This is a genomic window from Enterobacter cloacae complex sp. 2022EL-00981, from assembly GCF_028737495.1.
In the GTDB taxonomy this organism is placed as follows: Bacteria; Pseudomonadota; Gammaproteobacteria; order Enterobacterales; family Enterobacteriaceae; genus Enterobacter; species Enterobacter cloacae.
On the sequence record NZ_JAQZRK010000011.1, the window covers coordinates 62,306 to 83,383 of the forward strand.

The following is a 21,078-nucleotide window of genomic DNA, read 5'->3' on the forward strand; positions in this document are numbered from 1 at the left end:
CCCTACCTGCTTAGCAGGTATGCTGGGTCGGTATCCCAATTTCATACAGTTAAGGACAGGCCATGAGTAAGATTTATGAAGACAACTCGCTGACTATCGGTCATACGCCCCTGGTTCGACTGAACCGTATCGGTAATGGACGCATTCTGGCGAAGGTCGAATCCCGCAACCCGAGCTTCAGCGTAAAATGCCGTATCGGTGCAAATATGATTTGGGATGCCGAAAAACGTGGCGTGCTCAAGCCAGGCGTTGAGCTGGTGGAGCCTACCAGCGGCAACACCGGTATTGCGCTGGCCTATGTGGCTGCGGCGCGTGGCTATAAGCTGACGCTGACCATGCCTGAAACCATGAGCATCGAACGCCGCAAGCTGCTCAAAGCGCTGGGCGCAAACCTGGTGTTGACCGAAGGCGCGAAAGGCATGAAAGGTGCCATTCAGAAAGCCGAAGAGATTGTTGCCAGCGATCCGGCGAAATACCTGCTGCTTCAGCAGTTCAGCAACCCGGCAAACCCGGAAATCCACGAGAAAACCACCGGGCCTGAAATCTGGGAAGATACCGATGGCCAGGTTGATGTGTTTATCTCCGGCGTGGGTACCGGCGGTACGCTGACCGGTGTGTCACGCTATATTAAAGGCACGAAAGGTAAAAAAGACCTGATCACCGTGGCCGTTGAGCCGACCGACTCGCCGGTTATCACCCAGGCGCTGGCGGGTGAAGAGCTCAAACCGGGCCCGCACAAGATTCAGGGTATCGGCGCAGGCTTTATTCCGGGTAACCTGGATCTGAAGCTTATCGATAAAGTCGTCACGATCACGAACGAAGAAGCCATCTCGACGGCACGCCGCCTGATGGATGAAGAAGGTATTCTGGCCGGTATCTCTTCCGGTGCGGCCGTTGCGGCGGCGCTCAAACTTCAGGAAGATGAGTCCTTTACCAACAAGAATATTGTGGTTATCCTACCTTCGTCAGGTGAGCGTTACTTAAGCACTGCACTGTTTGCCGATCTGTTTACCGAGAAAGAACTGCAACAGTAATGCCAGCATGTTAATAACGCGTAAAAAAGCACCTTTTTAGGTGCTTTTTTGTGGCCTGCTTCAAAGTTTTACCCCTCCTGGCATTGATTCACCCCGTTGGGTCTGGTATTTAAACCAGCAATTATTTTGATGCGTGAAATTAATCAGCGAACGAAATACCCTTGCTGAATCGATTTTATGATTTGGTTCAAGTCTTGCTTTCGCTGCATAATGTTTAATGACGATCGAAACGTCAGCGCTAACAATACAGGCTAAAGTTCAGTCGCCAGGCTAGACTTTAGTTCCACAACACTAAACCTATAAGTTGGGGAAATACAATGTTCCAGCAAGAAGTTACCATTACCGCTCCGAACGGTCTGCACACCCGCCCTGCTGCTCAGTTTGTTAAAGAAGCGAAAGGCTTCACTTCTGAAATCACTGTGACTTCCAACGGCAAAAGCGCTAGCGCAAAAAGCCTGTTCAAACTGCAGACTCTGGGCCTGACTCAGGGCACCGTTGTCACTATCTCTGCTGAAGGTGAAGACGAGCAGAAAGCAGTTGAGCATCTGGTAAAACTGATGGCTGAGCTCGAGTAAGTTTCCGGGTTCTTTTAAATATCAGTCACAAGTAAGGTAGGGTTATGATTTCAGGCATTTTAGCATCCCCGGGTATCGCTTTCGGCAAAGCATTGCTGCTGAAAGAAGACGAGATCGTCATCGACCGGAAAAAAATTTCTGCCGACAAGGTTGATCAGGAAGTTGAACGTTTTCTGAGCGGTCGTGCCAAGGCATCTGCGCAACTGGAAGCAATCAAAACTAAAGCTGGCGAAACTTTCGGTGAAGAAAAAGAAGCTATCTTCGAAGGGCACATCATGCTGCTCGAAGATGAGGAGCTGGAGCAGGAAATCATAGCCCTGATTAAAGATAAAGGCATGACGGCCGACGCGGCTGCGCATGAAGTTATCGAAGGTCAGGCATCTGCCCTGGAAGAGCTGGACGATGAATACCTGAAAGAGCGTGCGGCTGACGTACGTGACATCGGTAAGCGCCTGCTGCGCAACATCCTGGGTCTGGCCATCATCGATCTGAGCGCGATTCAGGATGAAGTGATCCTGGTTGCCGCTGATCTGACCCCGTCTGAAACCGCACAGCTGAACCTGAACAAAGTGCTGGGTTTCATCACCGACGCCGGTGGCCGTACCTCCCACACCTCAATCATGGCGCGTTCTCTGGAACTGCCTGCCATCGTGGGTACCGGTAACGTCACCACTCAGGTGAAAAACGACGACTATCTGATTCTGGATGCCGTAAACAACGTGGTTTACGTCAACCCAACTAACGATGTGATCGAGCAACTGCGTACCGTTCAGGAGCAGGTTGCCACCGAGAAAGCGGAACTCGCTAAACTGAAAGACCTGCCAGCCATCACGCTGGACGGCCATCAGGTAGAAGTGTGCGCTAACATCGGTACCGTACGCGACGTCGATGGCGCTGAGCGCAACGGCGCGGAAGGTGTGGGTCTGTATCGTACTGAATTCCTGTTCATGGACCGTGACGCCCTGCCAACTGAAGAAGAGCAGTTTGCGGCGTACAAAGCGGTGGCTGAAGCCTGTGGCTCTCAGGCCGTTATCGTCCGTACCATGGACATCGGTGGCGACAAAGAGCTGCCGTACATGAACTTCCCGAAAGAAGAGAACCCATTCCTGGGCTGGCGTGCAGTGCGTATCGCTATGGATCGTAAAGAGATCCTGCGTGACCAGGTGCGTGCGATTCTGCGTGCCTCTGCTTTCGGTAAGCTGCGCATTATGTTCCCGATGATCATCTCTGTTGAAGAAGTGCGTGCACTGAAGAAAGAGATCGAGATCTACAAACAGGAACTGCGTGACGAAGGTAAAGCATTTGACGAGTCAATTGAGATCGGCGTAATGGTGGAAACACCAGCAGCCGCGACCATTGCGCGTCATTTAGCCAAAGAAGTTGATTTCTTTAGTATCGGCACCAATGATTTAACGCAGTACACCCTGGCAGTTGACCGTGGTAATGATATGATTTCACATCTCTACCAGCCAATGTCACCGTCCGTACTGAACTTGATCAAGCAAGTTATTGATGCTTCTCATGCAGAAGGTAAATGGACTGGCATGTGTGGTGAGCTTGCAGGCGACGAACGTGCTACACTTCTGTTGCTGGGTATGGGTCTGGACGAATTCTCTATGAGCGCCATTTCCATCCCGCGCATTAAGAAGATTATCCGTAACACGAACTTCGAAGATGCGAAGGTGTTAGCAGAGCAGGCTCTTGCTCAACCGACAACGGACGAGTTAATGACGCTGGTTAACAAGTTCATTGAAGAAAAAACAATCTGCTAATCCACGAGATGCGGCCCAAATTACTGCTTAGGAGAAGATCATGGGTTTGTTCGATAAACTGAAATCTCTGGTTTCTGATGATAAGAAAGACTCCGGAACTATTGAGATTGTTGCTCCGCTCTCCGGCGAGATCGTCAACATCGAAGACGTGCCGGATGTAGTGTTTGCTGAGAAAATCGTTGGTGATGGCATTGCTATCAAACCAACTGGCAACAAAATGGTTGCTCCAGTTGACGGCACCATCGGTAAAATTTTTGAAACCAACCATGCGTTCTCTATCGAATCTGATAGCGGTATCGAACTGTTCGTTCACTTCGGTATCGACACCGTTGAACTGAAAGGCGAAGGCTTCAAACGTATCGCAGAAGAAGGCCAGCGTGTTAAAGTTGGCGACCCGGTGATTGAATTCGATCTGCCACTGCTGGAAGAAAAAGCCAAGTCTACCCTGACGCCGGTTGTTATCTCCAACATGGACGAAATCAAAGAGCTGATCAAACTGTCTGGCAGCGTCACCGTGGGTGAAACCCCGGTTATCCGCATCAAGAAGTAATTCTTGCCGCACAGAAAAATGGCGCCTTCGGGCGCCATTTTTGTTTATGCGGGGAGGATAAGCTCGTCGTAACCTTTCGACTGCGTATAGATCATGACGTCAGTCACCCGATCGCCTGCCATGCGTATGGCGTCAGCAACGGTTTTCCCCCCCACGATACCGCTGACCAGTTCTGAACAGAACAGATCGCCCGTTCCTTTCAGATCCGTCTCGACGCGCGGGTGCGCGCTTACGGTAACGCCCTCTTTACTCACCAGCACGACGTGAATATTCTGCGGGTCGTCGGCCACTGGCGCACTGGTTATCGCCACCCATTTCAGCGTATCGGAAAGCAGCCCCTGCGCGGCGGCGATGGCACTCTCTGGCGTGCGGCACGGTTTACCGCTTAACACTTCCAGTTCGAATACGTTGGGCGTAATGCCCTGCGCCAGCGGCAGCAGATGCTCACGATACGCCTCAGGAATATCAGGTTTTACGTACATACCGCTGTCGATATCCCCGATCACCGGGTCAACCAGCACCAGCAGCTCCGGGTGTTGCACTTTGATCGTCTTCAGCCACTGCGCCAGCAGAACAATCTGGCTGGCGCTGCCCATGTAGCCCGTGGTGACCGCCTTAAGCTCGCGCAGGATCTCGCGCTCTTCCAGCGCCTTCAGGTAGCCGCTGAACCACTCATCGGGGATCACCCCGCCGTAAAAGGTGTCATAGTGCGGCGTGTTGCTGAACAGCACCGTCGGCACGGCGGTCACGTTAAGCCGGTGGGTACGAATATTGGGTACCGCAATGCTGTTCCCCACGCTGCCGTACACCACCTGCGACTGCACCGCGACAATATCGGTTTGCTGCGCCCGGGTCTTATCCCGGAATAAAATCATCTCCATGACGCTTAAATCCCCGCCCCCTGCGAATAACTCTCTTCGCCAAAGACGCCGGTAGACAGATAACGATCGCCGCGGTCGCAGATAATCGCCACCACCACTGCACCAGGGTTCTCCTGCGCCACACGCATCGCACCTGCTACCGCGCCACCCGAGCTAACCCCGCAGAAGATGCCTTCGCGTACCGCCAGCTCGCGCATGGTATTTTCCGCCTCGCGCTGATGAATATCCAGCACCTGATCCACCAGTTGAGCATTAAAAATGCCCGGCATGTATTCCGCAGGCCAGCGACGAATACCCGGAATGCTGCTCCCCTCTTCCGGCTGCAGGCCAACAATGGCGACCGGTTTTTCCTGCTCGCGCAGAAAACGCGACACGCCGGTGATGGTGCCGGTGGTGCCCATGCTGGAGACAAAATGGGTGATACGCCCGTCGGTTTGTTGCCAGATTTCCGGGCCAGTGGTCGTGTAGTGGGCGTAGGGATTATCCGGATTATTGAACTGATCCAGCAGTTTGCCTTCACCGCGCTCAGCCATCGCCAGCGCCAGGTCGCGCGCCCCTTCCATTCCCTGCTCTTTGGTCACCAGTATCAGTTCAGCACCGTAAGCCCGCATCGCGGCGCGGCGCTCCTGACTCATGTTGTCCGGCATCAGCAGCTTCATGCGGTAGCCTTTCAGCGCGGCAATCATCGCCAGCGCAATGCCGGTATTCCCGCTTGTGGCCTCAATGAGCACGTCGCCTGGCTTAATTTCACCGCGCTTCTCAGCCTGGACAATCATCGACAGCGCCGCGCGGTCTTTGACTGACCCCGCCGGGTTATTGCCTTCGAGTTTGACCCAGATTTCGCTGCCGTTGTCAGGCCCCATGCGCTGAAGCTTGACCAGTGGAGTGTTGCCGATGGTGTGTTCGAGTGTATTCACGATTTTTACTCAATAAAAAAGCCGGGTGGCGCTTCGCTTACCCGGCCTACAAGACGCAGTTTTAGCTGTAGGCCCGGTCAGCGCAGCGCCACCGGGCGATAAACATCCTAATAACCTATCAGGCTGACTCCGCCAGAGCAATATCCTCGCGCGTCTCGATGCGCTGGTTACCGTGATAAATACGGGCATGCTGCAGCCCCACAAACAGGCGTTCACCCCGGTGTGGCGCCTCTTCATCGCGCATTACCACCGTCAGCGGCTCGGTATACCAGCCCAGCGGTTGTACCACCATTTGTGTGTAGTGACCTTTAGGGCTAGCTTCCAGTACCTGCACCGGAAGCGGTGAATCCAGGCTGGTACGACGGCTGACATCCACTTCCCACGGGCGCAGGAACAGATCCACCGGCCCCTGATGGGCAGGCGTGTATCCCAGCGGCCAGCGGTGTGCCCCGACGTGGAATTGTCCGCCGCGTACGGTGCCCTGCAGACGGTTAACTTCGCCCATAAACTCCAGGACAAAACGGGTGGCAGGTTCACGCCAGAGCTGCTCTGGCTCGTCCACCTGCTCGATGTTCCCCTGGCTCATGACCACCACGCGGTCCGCAACTTCCATCGCCTCTTCCTGGTCGTGGGTGACGAAGACGCTGGTGAATTTCAGCTCTTCATGCAGCTGACGCAGCCAGCGGCGCAGCTCTTTACGCACCTGCGCATCCAGCGCGCCAAACGGCTCATCAAGCAGCAGTATTTGTGGCTCCACGGCCAGCGCGCGCGCCAGTGCGACACGCTGTTTCTGGCCGCCCGAAAGCTGCGCCGGGAAACGGTCAGCCAGGTGGGCCAGCTGCACCATTTCCAGCAGTTTGGTCACTTTCGCTTTGATGGTAGCCGCATCCGGGCGTTCGCGACGCGGCAGCACGGTCAGGCCAAACGCAATGTTGTCGAACACCGTCATGTGGCGAAACAGCGCGTAATGCTGGAACACGAAGCCGACTTTACGATCGCGGGCATGCAGGCGGCTCACGTCGGTGCCGTGAAAACGGATATGTCCGCTGGTCTGATGTTCAAGACCGGCGATGATACGCAGCAGCGTGGTTTTACCCGAGCCAGACGGCCCCAGCAGCGCCACCATTTGTCCGGAAGGGATATCCAGCGAGATATCATTCAGCACCTGGGTGCGACCAAAAGACTTCTTAATATTGGCAATCTCAATGCTCATGATTTCCCTCCTGATGCTGACGTTTTTCCTGATTTTCTAAACGCCACTGCACCACACTCTTCAAAAACAGGGTCAAAATAGCCATCAGCGTCAGCAACGCTGCGGCGGTAAAGGAGCCGATGGTGTTGTAGTCCTGCTGCAGCAGTTCAATCTGTAACGGCAGCGACAGTGTTTCACCTCGAATGGAACCGGATACAACCGACACCGCCCCAAACTCGCCAATTGCGCGGGCGTTGGTCAGCACCACCCCATAGAGCAGTGCCCAGCGAATATTCGGCAGCGTGACGCGGCGGAACATCTGCCAGCCTGACGCGCCCAGCAGCACAGCCGCTTCGTCTTCGTTGCTCCCCTGGCTTAACATCACCGGTACCAGTTCGCGTACCACAAACGGACAGGTTACAAAGATAGTCACCAGCACCATACCCGGCCAGGCAAACATCACCTGCAGGTTGTGCTCATCCAGCCAGCCACCCAGCGGGCCGTTAGAGCCGTAAAAGAGCAGGTAAACCAGACCTGCCACCACCGGTGAGACGGCGAACGGGATATCCAGCAGCGTCAGCAGCATCTGACGCCCCGGGAAGGTAAAGCGCGTCACCAGCCAGGCCAGCAGCGTACCGAATACCAGGTTGACCGGCACGGTGATCAGCGCAATCAGCACCGTCAGCCAAATGGCGTGCAGCATATCCGGGTCCGCCAGGTTTTCCAGCGCGGGCATAATCCCTTTGCTGAACGCCTGCACGAAAATATAGATTGTCGGTACCACGAGGATGAGAGCAGAAACCAGCACACCCGTACCAATCAAAAACCATTTACCCCAGTTGATGCGGGGCGCATCGTATCGCTTCAATTGAGTAACTTCCGCCATCAGTGACCTACCACACGTCGACCAAAGCGACTTTGCAGAGTGTTGATTGTGTAGAGCAGCAGCAACGATGCGGCAAGAATGACCGAGGCAATGGCGCTCGCTGCCGGGTAATCAAACTCCTGCAAACGGATAAAAATCATCAGCGACGTCACTTCCGTTTTCCACGCAATATTACCGGCGATAAAAATGACCGCACCGAACTCACCGAGGCTACGGGTAAACGACAGCGCCACTCCCGCCATCAGCGCCGGAGAAAGCTCAGGCAGGACAACTTTACGGAAGCTCTGCCAGCGCGTAGCCCCCAGCGTTTCTGCCGCTTCTTCATATTCCGGGCCTAACTCTTCCAGCACCGGCTGTACGGTACGTACCACGAACGGAATACTGGTAAAGGCCATCGCCACCGCGATACCGAGCCAGGTATAGGTCACTTTGATGTCAAACTTCGCCAGCCATTCGCCGTACAGACCGTTTACGGAGAAAAGTGACGCCAGCGTTAAACCGGCAACGGCCGTCGGCAGTGCAAACGGTAAATCCATTAACGCGTCGAGCAGCGTGCGGCCCGGAAAACGATAGCGGGTTAAAATCCACGCCATCAGCAGGCCAAACACGCCGTTAAAAAGCGAGGCCACAAACGCCGACAGCAGCGTCACTTTATAGGCCGCTACGACCTGTGGGTTGGTGACCACTTCCCAGTACTGGGACCAGCTCATCTGCGCAAGCTGCATCACCAGCGCGCTGAGCGGCAACAACAAAATCAGGCAGACGAACAGCAGGCTGGTTCCGAGGCTTAAGGTAAACCCCGGCAGCACGCGTTTAGTCGAGAGGGCAAACATTACTTACGCCCCGCCGCCAGCAATTTATCTAATTCACCGCCGCTGGCAAAATGCGTTTTCATCACCTCAGGCCAGGAGCCGAAATGATCCTCCACGCGGAACAGCGCGGTCTGGGGGAATTTATCTTTCAGTTTGTTCATCACGTCAGGGTTGTTCACGCGATAGTAGTAATCAGTAATGATGGTCTGCGCCTGTGGGCTGTACAGGTAGTTGAGATAGGCTTTTGCCGCTTTCTCAGTGCCGTTTGCCTGCACGTTTTTATCCACCCACGCCACCGGGAACTCGGCCAGGATGTTGGTTTTCGGGATAACGACTTCAAAGCCCTGTGCTTTATACTGTTTGCGGATGTTGTTCACTTCCGATTCAAAGCTAATCAGCACATCGCCCAGACCGCGTTCTGCGAAAGTCGTGGTTGCTCCGCGACCGCCGGTATCAAACACTTCGACGTTTTTCAGGAACTGGGTCATGAACTGCTCGGTTTTGGCTTTATCGTTACCGTCTGCTTTGTCCGCTGCACCCCACGCCGCCAGATAGGTATAACGCGCATTACCGGAAGTTTTAGGGTTCGGGAAAATCAGCTTTACGTCAGAACGAACCAGATCGCTCCAGTCGCGGATATTCTTCGGATTGCCTTTACGCACCAGGAAGCCCATGGTGGAGTAGAACGGCGAGCTGTTGTTTGGTAAACGGCTCTGCCAGTCGGCCGGGATGAGCTTGCCTTTGTCATGCAGGATCTGCACATCGGTCACCTGGTTATAGGTCACCACGTCCGCTTTCAACCCCTGGAGGATCGCCAGCGCCTGTTTGGACGAACCGGCGTGAGACTGTTTAATGGTCAGCTTGTCGCCGTTATTGTCTTTCGCCCATTGCTGCTCAAACGGCGGGTTAAGGGCGGCAAACAGCTCGCGGGAGACGTCATATGAACTGTTCAGCAGCTCAGTCGCCTGCGCCTGTGCCACCAGCAGTAAACCTGCCAGTGCCAGGGATCCTTTTTTCAGTACAGTAACGGCCATTGCGCACCCTTATAAATGTGATGACTATCTTATTGTCATAATATTTATAACGAGGTCGAAAGGAGTAACGGTTTTATATACCGTTTGGTGATTTACAAGCAGAAAAGGGAATAAGGGTGCGGCCTGTTGCCCTCACCCCAACCCTCTCCCAAAGGGAGAGGGAGAAAGGGAATTACAGCGCCAGCAGACGCTCAATGGATGGTGCGAAGTAATAGCCGCCGGTGACCGGTTTGGTGAAGCGCAGCATAGCGTCACGCTTGCCGTCGGTATCGCCGAACATGCTCAGCAGCTGTTGCTCAATATTGTACAGACGCGCACAGTAGGCGCAGAAATAAAGGCCATGGGTTCCGCTTGCAGTGCCATACGGCAGGCTCTGGCGAACAATCTTCAGCCCTTTACCGTCTTCCTTGAGGTCAACGCGGCTCAGGTGAGAGGTCACCGGGCGTACATCGCCGTCGATCTCTTCGTTGGCCTCTTTGGTACGGCCAATCATCATCTCCTGGTCCTGCACACTCATGCGGTTAAGTTGCTTAAGGTTATGCTCCCAGCGCTGAACAAATACGTAGCTGCCGCCGGCATCCACGCCATCCTTGATGACCGCCACTTCACGGCGCGTCTCTTCACCTGCCGGGTTTTCCGTCCCGTCGACAAAGCCGCTCAGGTCGCGCTCTTCCACCCAGCGGAAACCGTGGACTTCTTCCTGAACGTCAATGCTGTCACCAAACGCCGCTACCGCCGCCTGAGCAACGGAGAAGTTTACGTCGTGGCGCAGAGAGAGAATATGGATCAACACGTCGTACTGGGTTGCCGGTGCCAGGCCTTTGCCGTAAGGGATAAAGTCTTTGAGCTCTTCCGCCCCTTCGCCACCGCTCAGCTGACGCCAGACGTTATTGCCAAAGGCCACCACAGCGCCCAGATGGGCATCCGGGAATTTGGCCTGGAAGGTGGCCAGTTTATCCACAAAGACTTTGCTGGCCGCACGCAGGGCATCCACATCCCCTTTCACATTGGCTTCAATCCAAATCGCCGCGCGGCAATGTTCTGGCAAAATGCCACTCTGAACCTGAGACATCGCTCCTCCTGAAATAAAGATGCCACGACAACGTGGCATTGATGGCGGGTATTATACCCGGATTTCAGCGAGACGGATTGTTCAGGCGCAAATTACTGCTGCCAGATAATTTTGCTCACTTTCCAGTTTTTCAGCGTGTCGTCAGACGGCATTAAGCCTTCAGGACCGCTCCAGGTTCCGGTAAAGAGGTAGCTGATGTGCTGGCTGTCCGGCGCTTTACATTGCACCGCCACGCCATCGTCTGAAGGCGCGCTGGCGCAGTTGCCGAAAGCCTGTTTATAGAGATCGCTAAACGGCGTACCAACCTTCACGCCGCTCGCCGTCGGGATAGCATCGTCCAGCACGGCAATACGGTTTACCGTGCCTTTATCGCCGTTAATCACCAGCGCCAGTTTGTCTCCTTTCAGCGCTTCGAAGTAACGCACGATAGTGCCGTTTTCAGTTTTCATGCCGCTGCGCAGACGATAGTCGCTGCTCAGGGCCGCCTGAAGCGCGTCCTGATCCAGCGCCGTCGCGGCGGTAATGTTGCCCACGCCCTGCTCGGTCACTTCCAGCGAAGAGCCAAACCAGTTCCACGGATAAGCGGCCGACCAGTTAATGGAGGAGAGCGTTGAACAGCCGGTTAACGCCAGCGGGAGAGCGCATAAAAGTAAACGCAGCGATTTCATTGAAACGTCCTTACGTGTTAAATCAACGCTTGTTGGAGTGCAGCATCGGCAAAAAGTGCCGCGTTAATCTGACTCATGCGTAAAACAGGCGCGTAAGCGGGGGTTAGTCAGCAGCCACAGCAGCGCCACGATATCGGCCACCACCAGCGCAATGCCGATGCCCGTAAGCGGTTCACCGTACCACCAGAGCACAGGCTGCCAGCAGAGCAGCGCAATCTGGGCCAGGATCAGCAGCCAGCGAAGCGCACGCCAAAGCCGTGGGATCGCCTGTCGTCGGCCGCTGCACAAAAACGTCACCACCGCCGGTACGCCCGGTAACAGGCCGAGCCAAAAGGCGTCGTGATCGGGATAAAAGAGCGTCAGTAATGTATCGCCCTGCCCGCGGGACGCGGCGGCCATGACAAACAGCACCCAGGTGCGGGCCTGCAGCAGCAGTACGCACCAGAATAAGAAAGGCAGCCTGACACGCCCCTGCGCGTCGTAATCTGCCGGGTGGATCTCAATACTCTTCATCTTCGATCAGGCGTTTACCTAAGCTCAGCACGTCAGCGTGTTCATAGCCCAGACGTTCATACATGCCCAGCACCACGTCGTTATCTTCGCGCACCATGATCTGAATTTTCGGGCAACCGCGAGCGATCAGTTTTTTCTCAAGACGATTGAGCAGCGCATTGGCAATACCGCGCCCCCGGTATTCCGGGTGAACGCCCAGATAATAAGCAGAGCCGCGATGGCCGTCGTAACCGCCCATCACCGTGCCCACCACTTCGCCGTTCACTTCCGCCACCAGAAACAGACTGACGTCGTGATTCAGCTTACGCTCAATGTCCATCTCTGGATCGTTCCACGGACGCAGCAAATCGCAGCGCTCCCAAAGGGTGATCACCTCTTCGAAATCTTCCTGGCGAAAAACGCGTATCTCCATGGTATTAACCGCCTTTTCGGGTTTAAAAACAGTGATTATGGCGCGAACAGGGCATTTAGCCAATAACCGGGGAAAATCTCGCCAAAATTTGGCATAATGTCACTTTGTCACGTATTGAAATGAAAAGTAAAACAATTCTCAATAAGGACTGTCGTAACGCTAAACGCGATACGATATAACACCAGGACCGCAATTTTTACTATTCAGGCCGCATGAGCACATTCAAACCATTAAAAGCACTCACATCGCGTCGTCAGGTTCTCAAAGCGGGGCTGGCGGCCTTAACGTTAACGGGCATCGCACAGCAGGCTCAGGCAAAAGAAGAGAGCACGCTTAAAACCAGTAACGGACACAGCAAACCCAAAGCCAAAAAACCAGGCGCGAAGCGTCTGGTCATGCTCGACCCGGGTCACGGCGGCATTGATACCGGCGCCATTGGCAAAAACGGGTCAAAAGAAAAACACGTCGTGCTGGCAATTGCAAAAAATGTGCGATCGATTTTACGCAGCAACGGCATTGACGCCCGCCTGACGCGCACGGGCGACACCTTTATTCCGCTGTATGACCGCGTGGAAATTGCCCATAAGCATGGTGCCGATCTCTTTATGTCCATTCACGCGGATGGCTTTACAAACCCTTCCGCCGCGGGCGCGTCGGTGTTTGCCCTCTCCAATCGCGGCGCCAGTAGCGCCATGGCGAAATATCTCTCCGACCGTGAAAACCGTGCGGATGAAGTCGCCGGGAAGAAGGCCACCGATAAAGATCACCTGTTACAGCAGGTGCTGTTCGACCTCGTGCAGACCGATACCATCAAAAACAGTCTGACGCTGGGCTCGCATATCCTCAAACGGATTAAGCCGGTGCACCGTCTGCACAGCAAGAGCACGGAGCAGGCCGCGTTCGTGGTGCTGAAATCACCGTCGATTCCGTCCGTGCTGGTGGAGACCTCTTTCATTACTAACCCGGAAGAAGAGCGTCTGCTTGGTACCGCGGCGTTTCGTCAGAAGATCGCCAATGCCATCGCCTCCGGCATCATCAGTTACTTTAACTGGTTCGATAATCAAAAAGCGCACTCCAGGAAACGTTAATGAAACCGAATGCAAAGCGGGTAAAAACCTTCTTGCTGCAGTTGCAGGATGAGATTTGCCAGAAACTGGCCGCTGCAGATGGCGGTAATTTTCAGGAAGATAACTGGCAGCGCGAGGCCGGCGGCGGCGGGCGTAGCCGCGTGTTGCGAAACGGCGGTATCTTTGAACAGGCGGGCGTCAATTTTTCCCACGTTTACGGGGAAGCCATGCCCGCTTCTGCAACGGCGCATCGTCCTGAACTGGCAGGCCGCAGCTTCCAGGCGATGGGCGTTTCGCTGGTGGTACACCCGCACAACCCGTTTGTGCCAACCAGCCACGCCAACGTGCGTTTTTTCATTGCGGAAAAACCGGGGGCCGATCCGGTCTGGTGGTTTGGGGGCGGTTTCGACATGACCCCCTACTACGGCTTTGAAGAGGATGCCGTGCACTGGCATACGACCGCACGCGATCTCTGCCTGCCGTTTGGCGAAGACGTTTACCCGAAATACAAAAAGTGGTGCGACGACTACTTTTACCTTAAACACCGCGACGAACAGCGCGGTATTGGCGGGCTGTTCTTTGACGATCTGAACACGCCTGATTTTGATACCGCGTTCAGCTTTATGCGTGCGGTGGGCGAAGGCTATACCGACGCTTATCTGCCCATTGTTGAACGGCGTAAAAACAGCGACTACGGCGTGCGCGAACGTGAGTTCCAGCTTTACCGTCGCGGGCGCTACGTGGAGTTTAACCTGGTGTGGGATCGCGGGACGCTGTTTGGCCTGCAAACCGGCGGGCGTACGGAGTCGATTCTGATGTCAATGCCACCGCTGGTGCGCTGGGAGTACTGCTACGAGCCAAAAGAAGGCAGCCCGGAGGCTGCCCTGAGTGAGTTTATTAAGGTTCGGGACTGGGTTTAACTGCCGGATGGCGCTGCGCTTATCCGTCCTGGTCAACCCGTAGGTCGGGTAAGCGAACGCGCCACCCGACAAACATCACTTACAGCGGCTGCGTCTGCGCCTCAACCACCGCCAGCGCCACCATATTCACGATACGGCGTACAGAGGCAATCGGCGTTAACACATGCACCGGTTTTGCCACCCCCATCAGCACCGGCCCCACGGTCACCCCTTCAGAGCTCGAGACGCGCAGCAGGTTGTAGCTGATACGCGCCGCTTCCACGTTTGGCATAATCAGGATATTCGCTGAGCCTTTCAGCGGGCTGTCTGGCATACGTTCATTGCGGATGCTCTCCACCAGCGCGGCGTCGCCGTGCATCTCACCGTCAATCATCAGCTCCGGTGCGCGCTCGCGAACCAGCTCCAGCGTCTGTCGCATTTTGCAGGCCGCCGCAGATTTAGAGGAGCCGAAGTTAGAGTGCGACAGCAGCGCCACCTTCGGTTCGATACCAAAGCGACGCACGGTTTCAGCCGCCATCACGGTGATCTCCGCCAGCTCGTCCGGGGTTGGATCGTCGTTGACGTAGGTATCGGCGATAAAGGTGTTACCACTTGGCAGCAGCAGCGCGTTCATCGCACCGGCCGTGTGCACCCCGTCGCGATAGCCGAAGATCTCCTGCACTACGCTGAAGTGCTCGTGGTAATCACCGATGGTGCCGCAGATCAGCGCATCCGCCTCGCCGCGATGAACCATGATTGCGCCAATCACCGTGGTGTTGCTGATCACCGCCCGCTGCGCCTGCTCCTGAGTGATCCCGCGACGTTTCATGATCGCGTAGTATTCGCTCCAGTACTCTTTAAAGCGCGGGTCGGATTCATTGTTGACGATCTCAAAATCAACGCCCGGTTTGATCTGCAGGCCCAGCTTCTGGATACGCATCTCGATAACGCTCGGACGGCCAATCAGGATCGGCTTCGCCAGCCCTAAGGTGATCAGCTCCTGCGTGGCATGGAGCACGCGCGCCTCTTCCCCTTCCGCCAGCACCACCCGCTTCGCGTCGGCACGAGCCTGAGAGAAAATCGGCTTCATAAACAGGTTAGTTTTGTAGACAAACTCGGTGAGCTTATCCACATAAGCATCGAAATCGGTTATCGGGCGCGTCGCCACGCCGGAGTCCATTGCCGCTTTCGCAACCGCTGGCGCGATTTTGACAATCAGACGCGGGTCGAACGGTTTTGGAATGATGTAGTCCGGGCCAAAGCTCAGATCCTGATCGCCATAGGCTGAAGCCACCACTTCGCTCTGCTCGGCGTGTGCCAGTTCCGCAATGGCGTGCACCGCCGCGAGCTTCATCTCTTCGTTAATGGCCGTCGCGCCTACGTCCAGCGCCCCACGGAAGATGAACGGGAAGCAGAGCACGTTGTTTACCTGGTTCGGGTAGTCGGAGCGACCGGTACAGATGATGGCATCTTCACGCACCGCTTTCGCCAGCGGCGGCAGGATTTCCGGCTCGGGGTTCGCCAGCGCCAGAATCATTGGCGCACGCGCCATCTTCTTCACCATCTCCTGGGTCAGCACTTTCGGGCCTGAACAGCCCAGGAAGATATCCGCGCCGTCAATGACATCCTCAAGCGTACGCTTGCCGTCGTCGTCCACCGCGTAGGCCGCTTTGGTTTCCGCCATGTTAGGCTCGCGGTCTTTATAGATCACGCCTTTGGAGTCGCAGACCACAATGTTGTGTTTCTGCATCCCGAGCGCCACCAGCAGGTTCATACAGGCAATGGCCGCCGCACCCGCGCCGGAAACTACCATGCGCACGTCAGAAAGATTTTTCTCCACCACGCGCAGGCCGTTAAGAATGGCGGCGGTGCTGATAATCGCCGTCCCGTGCTGGTCATCATGGAACACGGGAATGTTCATACGTTCACGCAGTTTCTGCTCAATGTAGAAACATTCCGGCGCTTTGATGTCTTCGAGGTTAATACCGCCAAAGGTCGGCTCCAGCGCCGCCACGACGTTGATGAATTTATCGGGATCGTGTTCGTCCACTTCGATATCAAACACGTCGATACCGGCGAATTTCTTGAACAGAACGCCCTTCCCTTCCATCACAGGCTTACCGGCCAGCGCACCAATGTTGCCCAGGCCCAGCACCGCCGTACCGTTAGAGATCACGGCGACCAGGTTGCCGCGCGCGGTATATTTGTAAGCGGCCAGCGGATCTTTTTCAATTTCAAGACACGGTGCCGCCACGCCCGGCGAGTAGGCCAGCGCCAGGTCGCGTTGGGTTGCCAGCGGTTTTGTCGGGGAGACCTGAATTTTACCTGGGACAGGAAACTCGTGAAAATCGAGGGCACTCTGTTTTAACTGATCGTCCATCTTGTTATTCCTTTTACGTATCGGTCAGATAGTATCGCCGCAGGCTGCGGCATAAACTTTGAAGGCTGCCAAACTCTCACCATCACACATTAAAAATTGTTATCAATTTATAACAGCCATGTTACCCCTCTAAAAAGCAATGCCTCCCCCGTCTGCTATGCTTTTTTGTTAAGTCCATCATGATTTTTCCAGAAGTGTGAACTAACGCACTCGTCTAACGCTTTTATTTTCAAGGAGTCATGACTTATGAACCAACTTGACGGCATCAAACAATTCACTACCGTGGTTGCAGACAGCGGCGATATCGAGTCGATTCGGCACTACCAGCCTGAAGACGCAACCACCAACCCGTCGCTGCTGCTCAAAGCGGCAGGGCTTTCCCATTTTAGTCATCTGATTGATGACGCCATTGCCTATGGCAAACAGCGCGGCAAAACCCAGGAACAACAGGTTGCCGAAGCCAGTGACAAGCTGGCGGTTAATTTCGGTGCGGAAATTCTGAAAAGCATCCCGGGGCGCGTCTCTACCGAAGTCGATGCCCGCCTCTCCTTCGATAAAGAGAAGAGCATCAATAAAGCCCGCCGCCTCGTCGAACTCTACCAGGAGCAGGGGATCGACAAATCGCGCATTCTGATTAAGCTCGCCTCCACCTGGGAAGGCATCCGCGCGGCGGAAGTGCTGGAAAAAGAGGGGATCCACTGCAACCTGACGCTGCTGTTCTCGTTTGCGCAGGCGCGCGCCTGTGCCGAAGCGGGCGTATTCCTGATCTCACCGTTCGTCGGGCGCATCTACGACTGGTATCAGGCAAAACAGCCGATGGATCCGTACGTGGTAGAAGAAGACCCGGGCGTGAAGTCGGTACGTAATATCTACGACTATTACAAGCAGCACCGCTACGAAACCATCGTAATGGGGGCCAGCTTCCGCCGCACCGAGCAGATCCTGGCGCTGGCAGGGTGTGACCGCCTGACCATCTCCCCTGACCTGCTGAAAAAGCTGCAGGACAAAGAAGAGACGGTGATCCGTAAACTGGTGCCGACCTCCACCGTACTGCCCAAACCGAAAGCCATGACCGAAGCGGAATTCCGCTGGGAGCACAATCAGGACCCAATGGCCGTGGAAAAACTGGCGGACGGCATCCGCCAGTTCGCCGTCGACCAGCGCAAACTTGAAGATCTTCTCGCCGCCAAACTTTAACCTTGCCACGGAGTGAACTATGTCCCGTAAAGAGTTAGCCAATGCCATTCGCGCCCTCAGCATGGATGCCGTGCAAAAAGCCAATTCCGGCCACCCTGGCGCACCAATGGGCATGGCAGATATTGCCGAAGTGTTGTGGAATGATTTCCTGAAGCACAACCCTAACGACCCCACCTGGTACGATCGCGACCGTTTTATTCTCTCTAACGGCCACGCGTCGATGCTGCTCTACAGCCTGCTGCATTTGTCCGGCTACGATCTGCCGCTCGAAGAGCTGAAAAACTTCCGCCAGCTGCATTCGAAAACCCCCGGCCACCCGGAGATTGGCTATACGCCAGGGGTGGAAACCACCACCGGGCCGCTGGGACAGGGTTTAGCCAACGCCGTTGGGCTGGCCATCGCGGAACGCACGCTGGGTGCGCAGTTTAACCAGCCGGGGCATGACATCGTCGATCACTACACTTACGTCTTTATGGGTGACGGCTGTCTGATGGAGGGGATCTCCCATGAGGTCTGTTCGCTCGCGGGCACGCTGGGGCTGGGCAAGCTGATTGGCTTCTATGACCACAACGGCATCTCCATAGACGGGGAAACCGAGGGCTGGTTTACCGACGACACGGCAAAACGGTTTGAAGCCTACCACTGGCATGTGGTGCATGAAATTGACGGCCACGATCCCGAGGCGGTGAAAAAAGCGATTCAGGAAGCGCAAAGCGTGAAGGACAAACCGTCGCTGATTATCTGCCGCACGGTTATCGGCTTTGGTTCGCCGAACAAAGCAGGTAAAGAAGAGGCGCACGGTGCGGCGCTGGGTGATGAGGAAGTGGCGCTGACCCGGCAGAAACTGGGATGGAAATATCCGCCGTTCGAAATTCCGAAAGAGATTTACCGCGCATGGGATGCCCGTGAAGAGGGTGAAAAGGCCCAGCACGCCTGGAACGAGAAATTTGCCGCCTACAAAAAGGCCTACCCGGAGCTGGCGGCCGAATTCACCCGCCGCATGAGCGGAGGTCTACCGGAGGACTGGGAAGAGAAAACGCAGGCGCTGATTGAAAACCTGCAATCTAACCCGGCCAAAATCGCCACCCGTAAGGCGTCGCAAAACACCCTGAATGCGATTGGCCCAATCCTGCCTGAGCTGCTGGGCGGCTCGGCGGATCTGGCCCCCAGCAACCTGACCATCTGGTCTGGCTCGACATCGCTGAAAGAGGATATCGCCGGAAACTATATTCACTATGGCGTACGCGAGTTCGGCATGACCGCCATTGCCAACGGTATCGCTCATCACGGGGGATTTGTCCCCTACACCGCCACCTTCCTGATGTTTGTGGAATACGCCCGTAACGCCGCACGCATGGCGGCTCTGATGAAAGCGCGGCAGATTATGGTTTACACCCATGACTCCATCGGGCTTGGGGAAGACGGGCCAACCCACCAGGCCGTTGAACAGCTGGCGAGCCTGCGCCTGACGCCAAACTTCAGCACCTGGCGTCCGTGCGATCAGGTCGAGGCCGCGGTGGGCTGGAAGCTGGCAGTAGAGCGCCATAACGGACCGACGGCGCTGATCCTGTCACGTCAGAACCTGGCGCAGATTGAACGCACGCCGGAGCAGGTGAAAGACATTGCCCGCGGCGGTTACATTCTGAAGGACAGCGGCGGCAAGCCGGATGTGATCCTGATTGCCACCGGTTCCGAGGTGGAGATTACCGTCAAAGCGGCGGAGAAGCTGACTGCCGAAGGTCACGCGGTGCGCGTGGTTTCCCTGCCTTCAACCGACATCTTTGACGCACAGGATGAGGCATATCGTGAATCGGTCCTGCCATCCAGCGTGACGGCCCGCGTGGCAGTTGAGGCGGGCATTGCCGACTACTGGTACAAATATGTCGGGCTGAAAGGGGCCATTGTCGGCATGCGGGGATACGGTGAATCGGCGCCGGCCGACAAGCTGTTCCCGTATTTCGGTTTTACCGTTGAAAACGTCGTTGAGAAGGCGTTAAGTGTGCTTTAGTGCGGCCTGCGTGCCCGGTGGCGCTACGCTTACCGGGCCTACATGGTTCGAAACGTGGGCCGGGTAAGGTGTAACCGCCACCCGGCAAAACTAGCGTGTGATCCACAACGTGGGCCAGGCATCTGGCCCATTCCAGTTATCGCAGCTGGGCTCCTCGGCATAACGCACCAGACGGAAGCGCTGGCCGTCAAAGCGCCAGCGCGTCTGGATACCGCAGTCGGCAATCCCCCGCCCTAACGCCAGGGTGGTCAACTCACGCGTTTTCTCATCAAAGCGAGCGTTCATTAACTCCATTTCACTGCTGCCGCTGGACGGCGTAAACGGCAGACGCAGCCTGACGCTACGGGAAGAAAACGGTTTTTTACGTGATACCAGCCAGGCCAGATCGACGGTGTTATAGGCCCCCGCTTCGCAACTGACGATCAGCAGCGCTTTATCATCGGTAAGCGCAGTGACGCGCACTTCCCGACGGTTGGGGTCGAGCGAGCACTGGCTGTTATTCATCCGCCAGGTACCATAATCCAGCAGATCGTTCAGTTCGCTGTGGGAGAGCGGTGTCGGGGTGGGATTCACAACCGCCACCTTTTTCAGGGCCGGTGCGGGCGGCACGCTTAACGGCGGATCGTCACCTTTTTTAATCCAGGCGGTTTCACTGCCGACGCGCTTTTGCTGCGCATCGATAAACAACAGCGCCGCTTTCAGGCCACTGAGGGAGATCGCCTGCTTGCCATCACGCAGGGTTAGCGCTTTCCCTTCCTGGATATGCTTAAGAAATGCAGTGATGGTCGCAGCATCGTCCGTTTTCAGATGCCATGGCGTTAACTGCCAGTGCTGACGCTCCAGCGTCACGGGCACCCCATCCAGCAGCAGGCGCGGCGCAATTGCAGGCTCTTTGACAGACGGGTCTGAAAGACCGCCGAGATCGATACGTAACGAGGCATCGGTTTTCGCGCCAGCGCTGCGGCTAAGCGTCATCACCAGACCACGGTGTTCACCGGTGTTGCGTGCCAGGCAAAAATTCTGGTTATTGCAGGTCACCTGCCAGTCTGAGAATGATTGCTGTGCAGGCGCAGCCCACACCCGCGGTGCGGGGAGCACACAAATCAGGAAAAAAATAAAAACGCAGTAGCGCATGAATGGCACAATCCCGGAACGAAAACGCTTAACTGGGCAGTATCTTCGTGTTCCCGCCGGGGTTGCTCAATCGGA

At 55.7% G+C, this 21,078-nt stretch carries 20 protein-coding genes; 8 read left to right on the forward strand and 12 right to left on the reverse strand.

The genetic code is table 11. The features are described 5' to 3' along the window. Nucleotides 1-62 precede the first annotated feature (62 nt). The 4 genes from cysK to crr all read left to right on the forward strand — a co-directional run bounded on the left by cysK (nucleotide 63) and on the right by crr (nucleotide 3,931). The gene (gene cysK / locus PUZ33_RS11725) at nucleotides 63-1,034 is read left to right on the forward strand and encodes a cysteine synthase A (protein WP_013098198.1); all 972 of its coding nucleotides are present in this window, start codon (nucleotides 63-65) and stop codon (nucleotides 1,032-1,034) included. A 317-nt stretch (nucleotides 1,035-1,351) separates the two neighbouring features. Further along, on the forward strand, nucleotides 1,352-1,609 hold the full coding sequence (ptsH, locus tag PUZ33_RS11730; protein ID WP_000487600.1) for a phosphocarrier protein Hpr: 258 nt from the start codon (nucleotides 1,352-1,354) through the stop codon (nucleotides 1,607-1,609). 44 nt (nucleotides 1,610-1,653) lie between these two features. Continuing rightward, nucleotides 1,654-3,381, forward strand: coding sequence for a phosphoenolpyruvate-protein phosphotransferase PtsI (ptsI, locus tag PUZ33_RS11735; protein WP_013098199.1), 1,728 nt, complete (start codon nucleotides 1,654-1,656; stop codon nucleotides 3,379-3,381). Between the two features lie 40 nt (nucleotides 3,382-3,421). Further along, entirely contained in the window at nucleotides 3,422-3,931 is a 510-nt protein-coding gene (gene crr / locus PUZ33_RS11740; RefSeq protein WP_003861316.1) for a PTS glucose transporter subunit IIA, read from the forward strand. A 44-nt stretch (nucleotides 3,932-3,975) separates the two neighbouring features. Here crr and pdxK read toward each other — a convergent pair whose 3' ends face one another. From pdxK to PUZ33_RS11790, 10 genes are all read right to left on the reverse strand, one after another. Beyond that, nucleotides 3,976-4,812, reverse strand: a complete 837-nt coding sequence (pdxK, locus tag PUZ33_RS11745) for a pyridoxine/pyridoxal/pyridoxamine kinase (RefSeq protein WP_048972563.1) — start codon at nucleotides 4,810-4,812, stop codon at nucleotides 3,976-3,978. A 5-nt stretch (nucleotides 4,813-4,817) separates the two neighbouring features. Beyond that, the gene (gene cysM / locus PUZ33_RS11750; RefSeq protein WP_013098201.1) at nucleotides 4,818-5,729 is read right to left on the reverse strand and encodes a cysteine synthase CysM; all 912 of its coding nucleotides are present in this window, start codon (nucleotides 5,727-5,729) and stop codon (nucleotides 4,818-4,820) included. A 118-nt stretch (nucleotides 5,730-5,847) separates the two neighbouring features. Further along, nucleotides 5,848-6,942 (reverse strand): sulfate/thiosulfate ABC transporter ATP-binding protein CysA, encoded by a 1,095-nt coding sequence (gene cysA / locus PUZ33_RS11755; RefSeq protein ID WP_013098202.1) that lies wholly within the window; start codon nucleotides 6,940-6,942, stop codon nucleotides 5,848-5,850. Continuing rightward, nucleotides 6,932-7,807 carry a sulfate/thiosulfate ABC transporter permease CysW gene (cysW, locus tag PUZ33_RS11760; protein WP_013098203.1) on the reverse strand — a complete coding sequence of 292 codons (876 nt, stop codon included), beginning with the start codon at nucleotides 7,805-7,807 and terminating at the stop codon, nucleotides 6,932-6,934. Before cysW ends, cysA begins: the two co-directional genes overlap by 11 nt. Then, the gene (cysT, locus tag PUZ33_RS11765; RefSeq protein WP_013098204.1) at nucleotides 7,807-8,640 is read right to left on the reverse strand and encodes a sulfate/thiosulfate ABC transporter permease CysT; all 834 of its coding nucleotides are present in this window, start codon (nucleotides 8,638-8,640) and stop codon (nucleotides 7,807-7,809) included. The genes cysW and cysT overlap by 1 nt, the downstream gene beginning before the upstream one ends. Beyond that, a complete protein-coding gene (locus PUZ33_RS11770; RefSeq protein ID WP_062676712.1) occupies nucleotides 8,640-9,653 on the reverse strand; it encodes a sulfate ABC transporter substrate-binding protein in 1,014 nt (337 codons plus the stop codon). Before PUZ33_RS11770 ends, cysT begins: the two co-directional genes overlap by 1 nt. Before the next feature lie 172 nt (nucleotides 9,654-9,825). Beyond that, the gene (locus PUZ33_RS11775; protein ID WP_013098206.1) at nucleotides 9,826-10,725 is read right to left on the reverse strand and encodes a Dyp-type peroxidase; all 900 of its coding nucleotides are present in this window, start codon (nucleotides 10,723-10,725) and stop codon (nucleotides 9,826-9,828) included. A 92-nt stretch (nucleotides 10,726-10,817) separates the two neighbouring features. Next, entirely contained in the window at nucleotides 10,818-11,393 is a 576-nt protein-coding gene (locus tag PUZ33_RS11780) for an RpoE-regulated lipoprotein (protein ID WP_013098207.1), read from the reverse strand. A 63-nt stretch (nucleotides 11,394-11,456) separates the two neighbouring features. Then, nucleotides 11,457-11,906, reverse strand: coding sequence for a DUF2919 domain-containing protein (locus PUZ33_RS11785; protein WP_014832841.1), 450 nt, complete (start codon nucleotides 11,904-11,906; stop codon nucleotides 11,457-11,459). Next, complete coding sequence (locus PUZ33_RS11790) at nucleotides 11,893-12,318, reverse strand: GNAT family acetyltransferase (RefSeq protein ID WP_014832842.1); 426 nt, start codon at nucleotides 12,316-12,318, stop codon at nucleotides 11,893-11,895. Before PUZ33_RS11790 ends, PUZ33_RS11785 begins: the two co-directional genes overlap by 14 nt. A gap of 212 nt (nucleotides 12,319-12,530) precedes the next feature. Between PUZ33_RS11790 and amiA the strand changes: the two genes are divergently transcribed. Then, nucleotides 12,531-13,406, forward strand: coding sequence for an N-acetylmuramoyl-L-alanine amidase AmiA (gene amiA, locus PUZ33_RS11795; RefSeq protein WP_013098210.1), 876 nt, complete (start codon nucleotides 12,531-12,533; stop codon nucleotides 13,404-13,406). Beyond that, nucleotides 13,406-14,305 carry an oxygen-dependent coproporphyrinogen oxidase gene (gene hemF / locus PUZ33_RS11800; RefSeq protein WP_013098211.1) on the forward strand — a complete coding sequence of 300 codons (900 nt, stop codon included), beginning with the start codon at nucleotides 13,406-13,408 and terminating at the stop codon, nucleotides 14,303-14,305. Before amiA ends, hemF begins: the two co-directional genes overlap by 1 nt. A 79-nt stretch (nucleotides 14,306-14,384) precedes the next feature. On the opposite strand, the gene maeB is transcribed toward hemF, so the two are convergent. After that, nucleotides 14,385-16,664, reverse strand: coding sequence for an NADP-dependent oxaloacetate-decarboxylating malate dehydrogenase (gene maeB / locus PUZ33_RS11805; protein ID WP_013098212.1), 2,280 nt, complete (start codon nucleotides 16,662-16,664; stop codon nucleotides 14,385-14,387). Between the two features lie 246 nt (nucleotides 16,665-16,910). Between maeB and tal the strand changes: the two genes are divergently transcribed. Together tal and tkt are read left to right on the forward strand one after the other, a co-directional pair. Continuing rightward, the gene (gene tal / locus PUZ33_RS11810; protein WP_013098213.1) at nucleotides 16,911-17,861 is read left to right on the forward strand and encodes a transaldolase; all 951 of its coding nucleotides are present in this window, start codon (nucleotides 16,911-16,913) and stop codon (nucleotides 17,859-17,861) included. Between the two features lie 19 nt (nucleotides 17,862-17,880). Further along, on the forward strand, nucleotides 17,881-19,869 hold the full coding sequence (tkt, locus tag PUZ33_RS11815) for a transketolase (protein ID WP_013098214.1): 1,989 nt from the start codon (nucleotides 17,881-17,883) through the stop codon (nucleotides 19,867-19,869). 90 nt (nucleotides 19,870-19,959) lie between these two features. Here tkt and PUZ33_RS11820 read toward each other — a convergent pair whose 3' ends face one another. Continuing rightward, the gene (locus PUZ33_RS11820; RefSeq protein WP_020689967.1) at nucleotides 19,960-21,003 is read right to left on the reverse strand and encodes a DUF1176 domain-containing protein; all 1,044 of its coding nucleotides are present in this window, start codon (nucleotides 21,001-21,003) and stop codon (nucleotides 19,960-19,962) included. Nucleotides 21,004-21,078: the final 75 nt, after the last annotated feature.

Excerpts from the sequence above, each read along its gene's own strand:
- cysK (WP_013098198.1), top strand. The coding sequence starts at position 63 with ATGAGTAAGATTTATGAAGACAACTCGCTGACTATCGGTCATACGCCC.
- ptsH (WP_000487600.1), top strand. The coding sequence starts at position 1,352 with ATGTTCCAGCAAGAAGTTACCATTACCGCTCCGAACGGTCTGCACACC.
- ptsI (WP_013098199.1), top strand. The coding sequence starts at position 1,654 with ATGATTTCAGGCATTTTAGCATCCCCGGGTATCGCTTTCGGCAAAGCA.
- crr (WP_003861316.1), top strand. The coding sequence starts at position 3,422 with ATGGGTTTGTTCGATAAACTGAAATCTCTGGTTTCTGATGATAAGAAA.
- pdxK (WP_048972563.1), bottom strand. The coding sequence starts at position 4,812 with ATGGAGATGATTTTATTCCGGGATAAGACCCGGGCGCAGCAAACCGAT.
- cysA (WP_013098202.1), bottom strand. The coding sequence starts at position 6,942 with ATGAGCATTGAGATTGCCAATATTAAGAAGTCTTTTGGTCGCACCCAG.
- cysW (WP_013098203.1), bottom strand. The coding sequence starts at position 7,807 with ATGGCGGAAGTTACTCAATTGAAGCGATACGATGCGCCCCGCATCAAC.
- cysT (WP_013098204.1), bottom strand. The coding sequence starts at position 8,640 with ATGTTTGCCCTCTCGACTAAACGCGTGCTGCCGGGGTTTACCTTAAGC.
- PUZ33_RS11770 (WP_062676712.1), bottom strand. The coding sequence starts at position 9,653 with ATGGCCGTTACTGTACTGAAAAAAGGATCCCTGGCACTGGCAGGTTTA.
- PUZ33_RS11775 (WP_013098206.1), bottom strand. The coding sequence starts at position 10,725 with ATGTCTCAGGTTCAGAGTGGCATTTTGCCAGAACATTGCCGCGCGGCG.
- PUZ33_RS11780 (WP_013098207.1), bottom strand. The coding sequence starts at position 11,393 with ATGAAATCGCTGCGTTTACTTTTATGCGCTCTCCCGCTGGCGTTAACC.
- PUZ33_RS11785 (WP_014832841.1), bottom strand. The coding sequence starts at position 11,906 with ATGAAGAGTATTGAGATCCACCCGGCAGATTACGACGCGCAGGGGCGT.
- PUZ33_RS11790 (WP_014832842.1), bottom strand. The coding sequence starts at position 12,318 with ATGGAGATACGCGTTTTTCGCCAGGAAGATTTCGAAGAGGTGATCACC.
- amiA (WP_013098210.1), top strand. The coding sequence starts at position 12,531 with ATGAGCACATTCAAACCATTAAAAGCACTCACATCGCGTCGTCAGGTT.
- hemF (WP_013098211.1), top strand. The coding sequence starts at position 13,406 with ATGAAACCGAATGCAAAGCGGGTAAAAACCTTCTTGCTGCAGTTGCAG.
- maeB (WP_013098212.1), bottom strand. The coding sequence starts at position 16,664 with ATGGACGATCAGTTAAAACAGAGTGCCCTCGATTTTCACGAGTTTCCT.
- tal (WP_013098213.1), top strand. The coding sequence starts at position 16,911 with ATGAACCAACTTGACGGCATCAAACAATTCACTACCGTGGTTGCAGAC.
- tkt (WP_013098214.1), top strand. The coding sequence starts at position 17,881 with ATGTCCCGTAAAGAGTTAGCCAATGCCATTCGCGCCCTCAGCATGGAT.
- PUZ33_RS11820 (WP_020689967.1), bottom strand. The coding sequence starts at position 21,003 with ATGCGCTACTGCGTTTTTATTTTTTTCCTGATTTGTGTGCTCCCCGCA.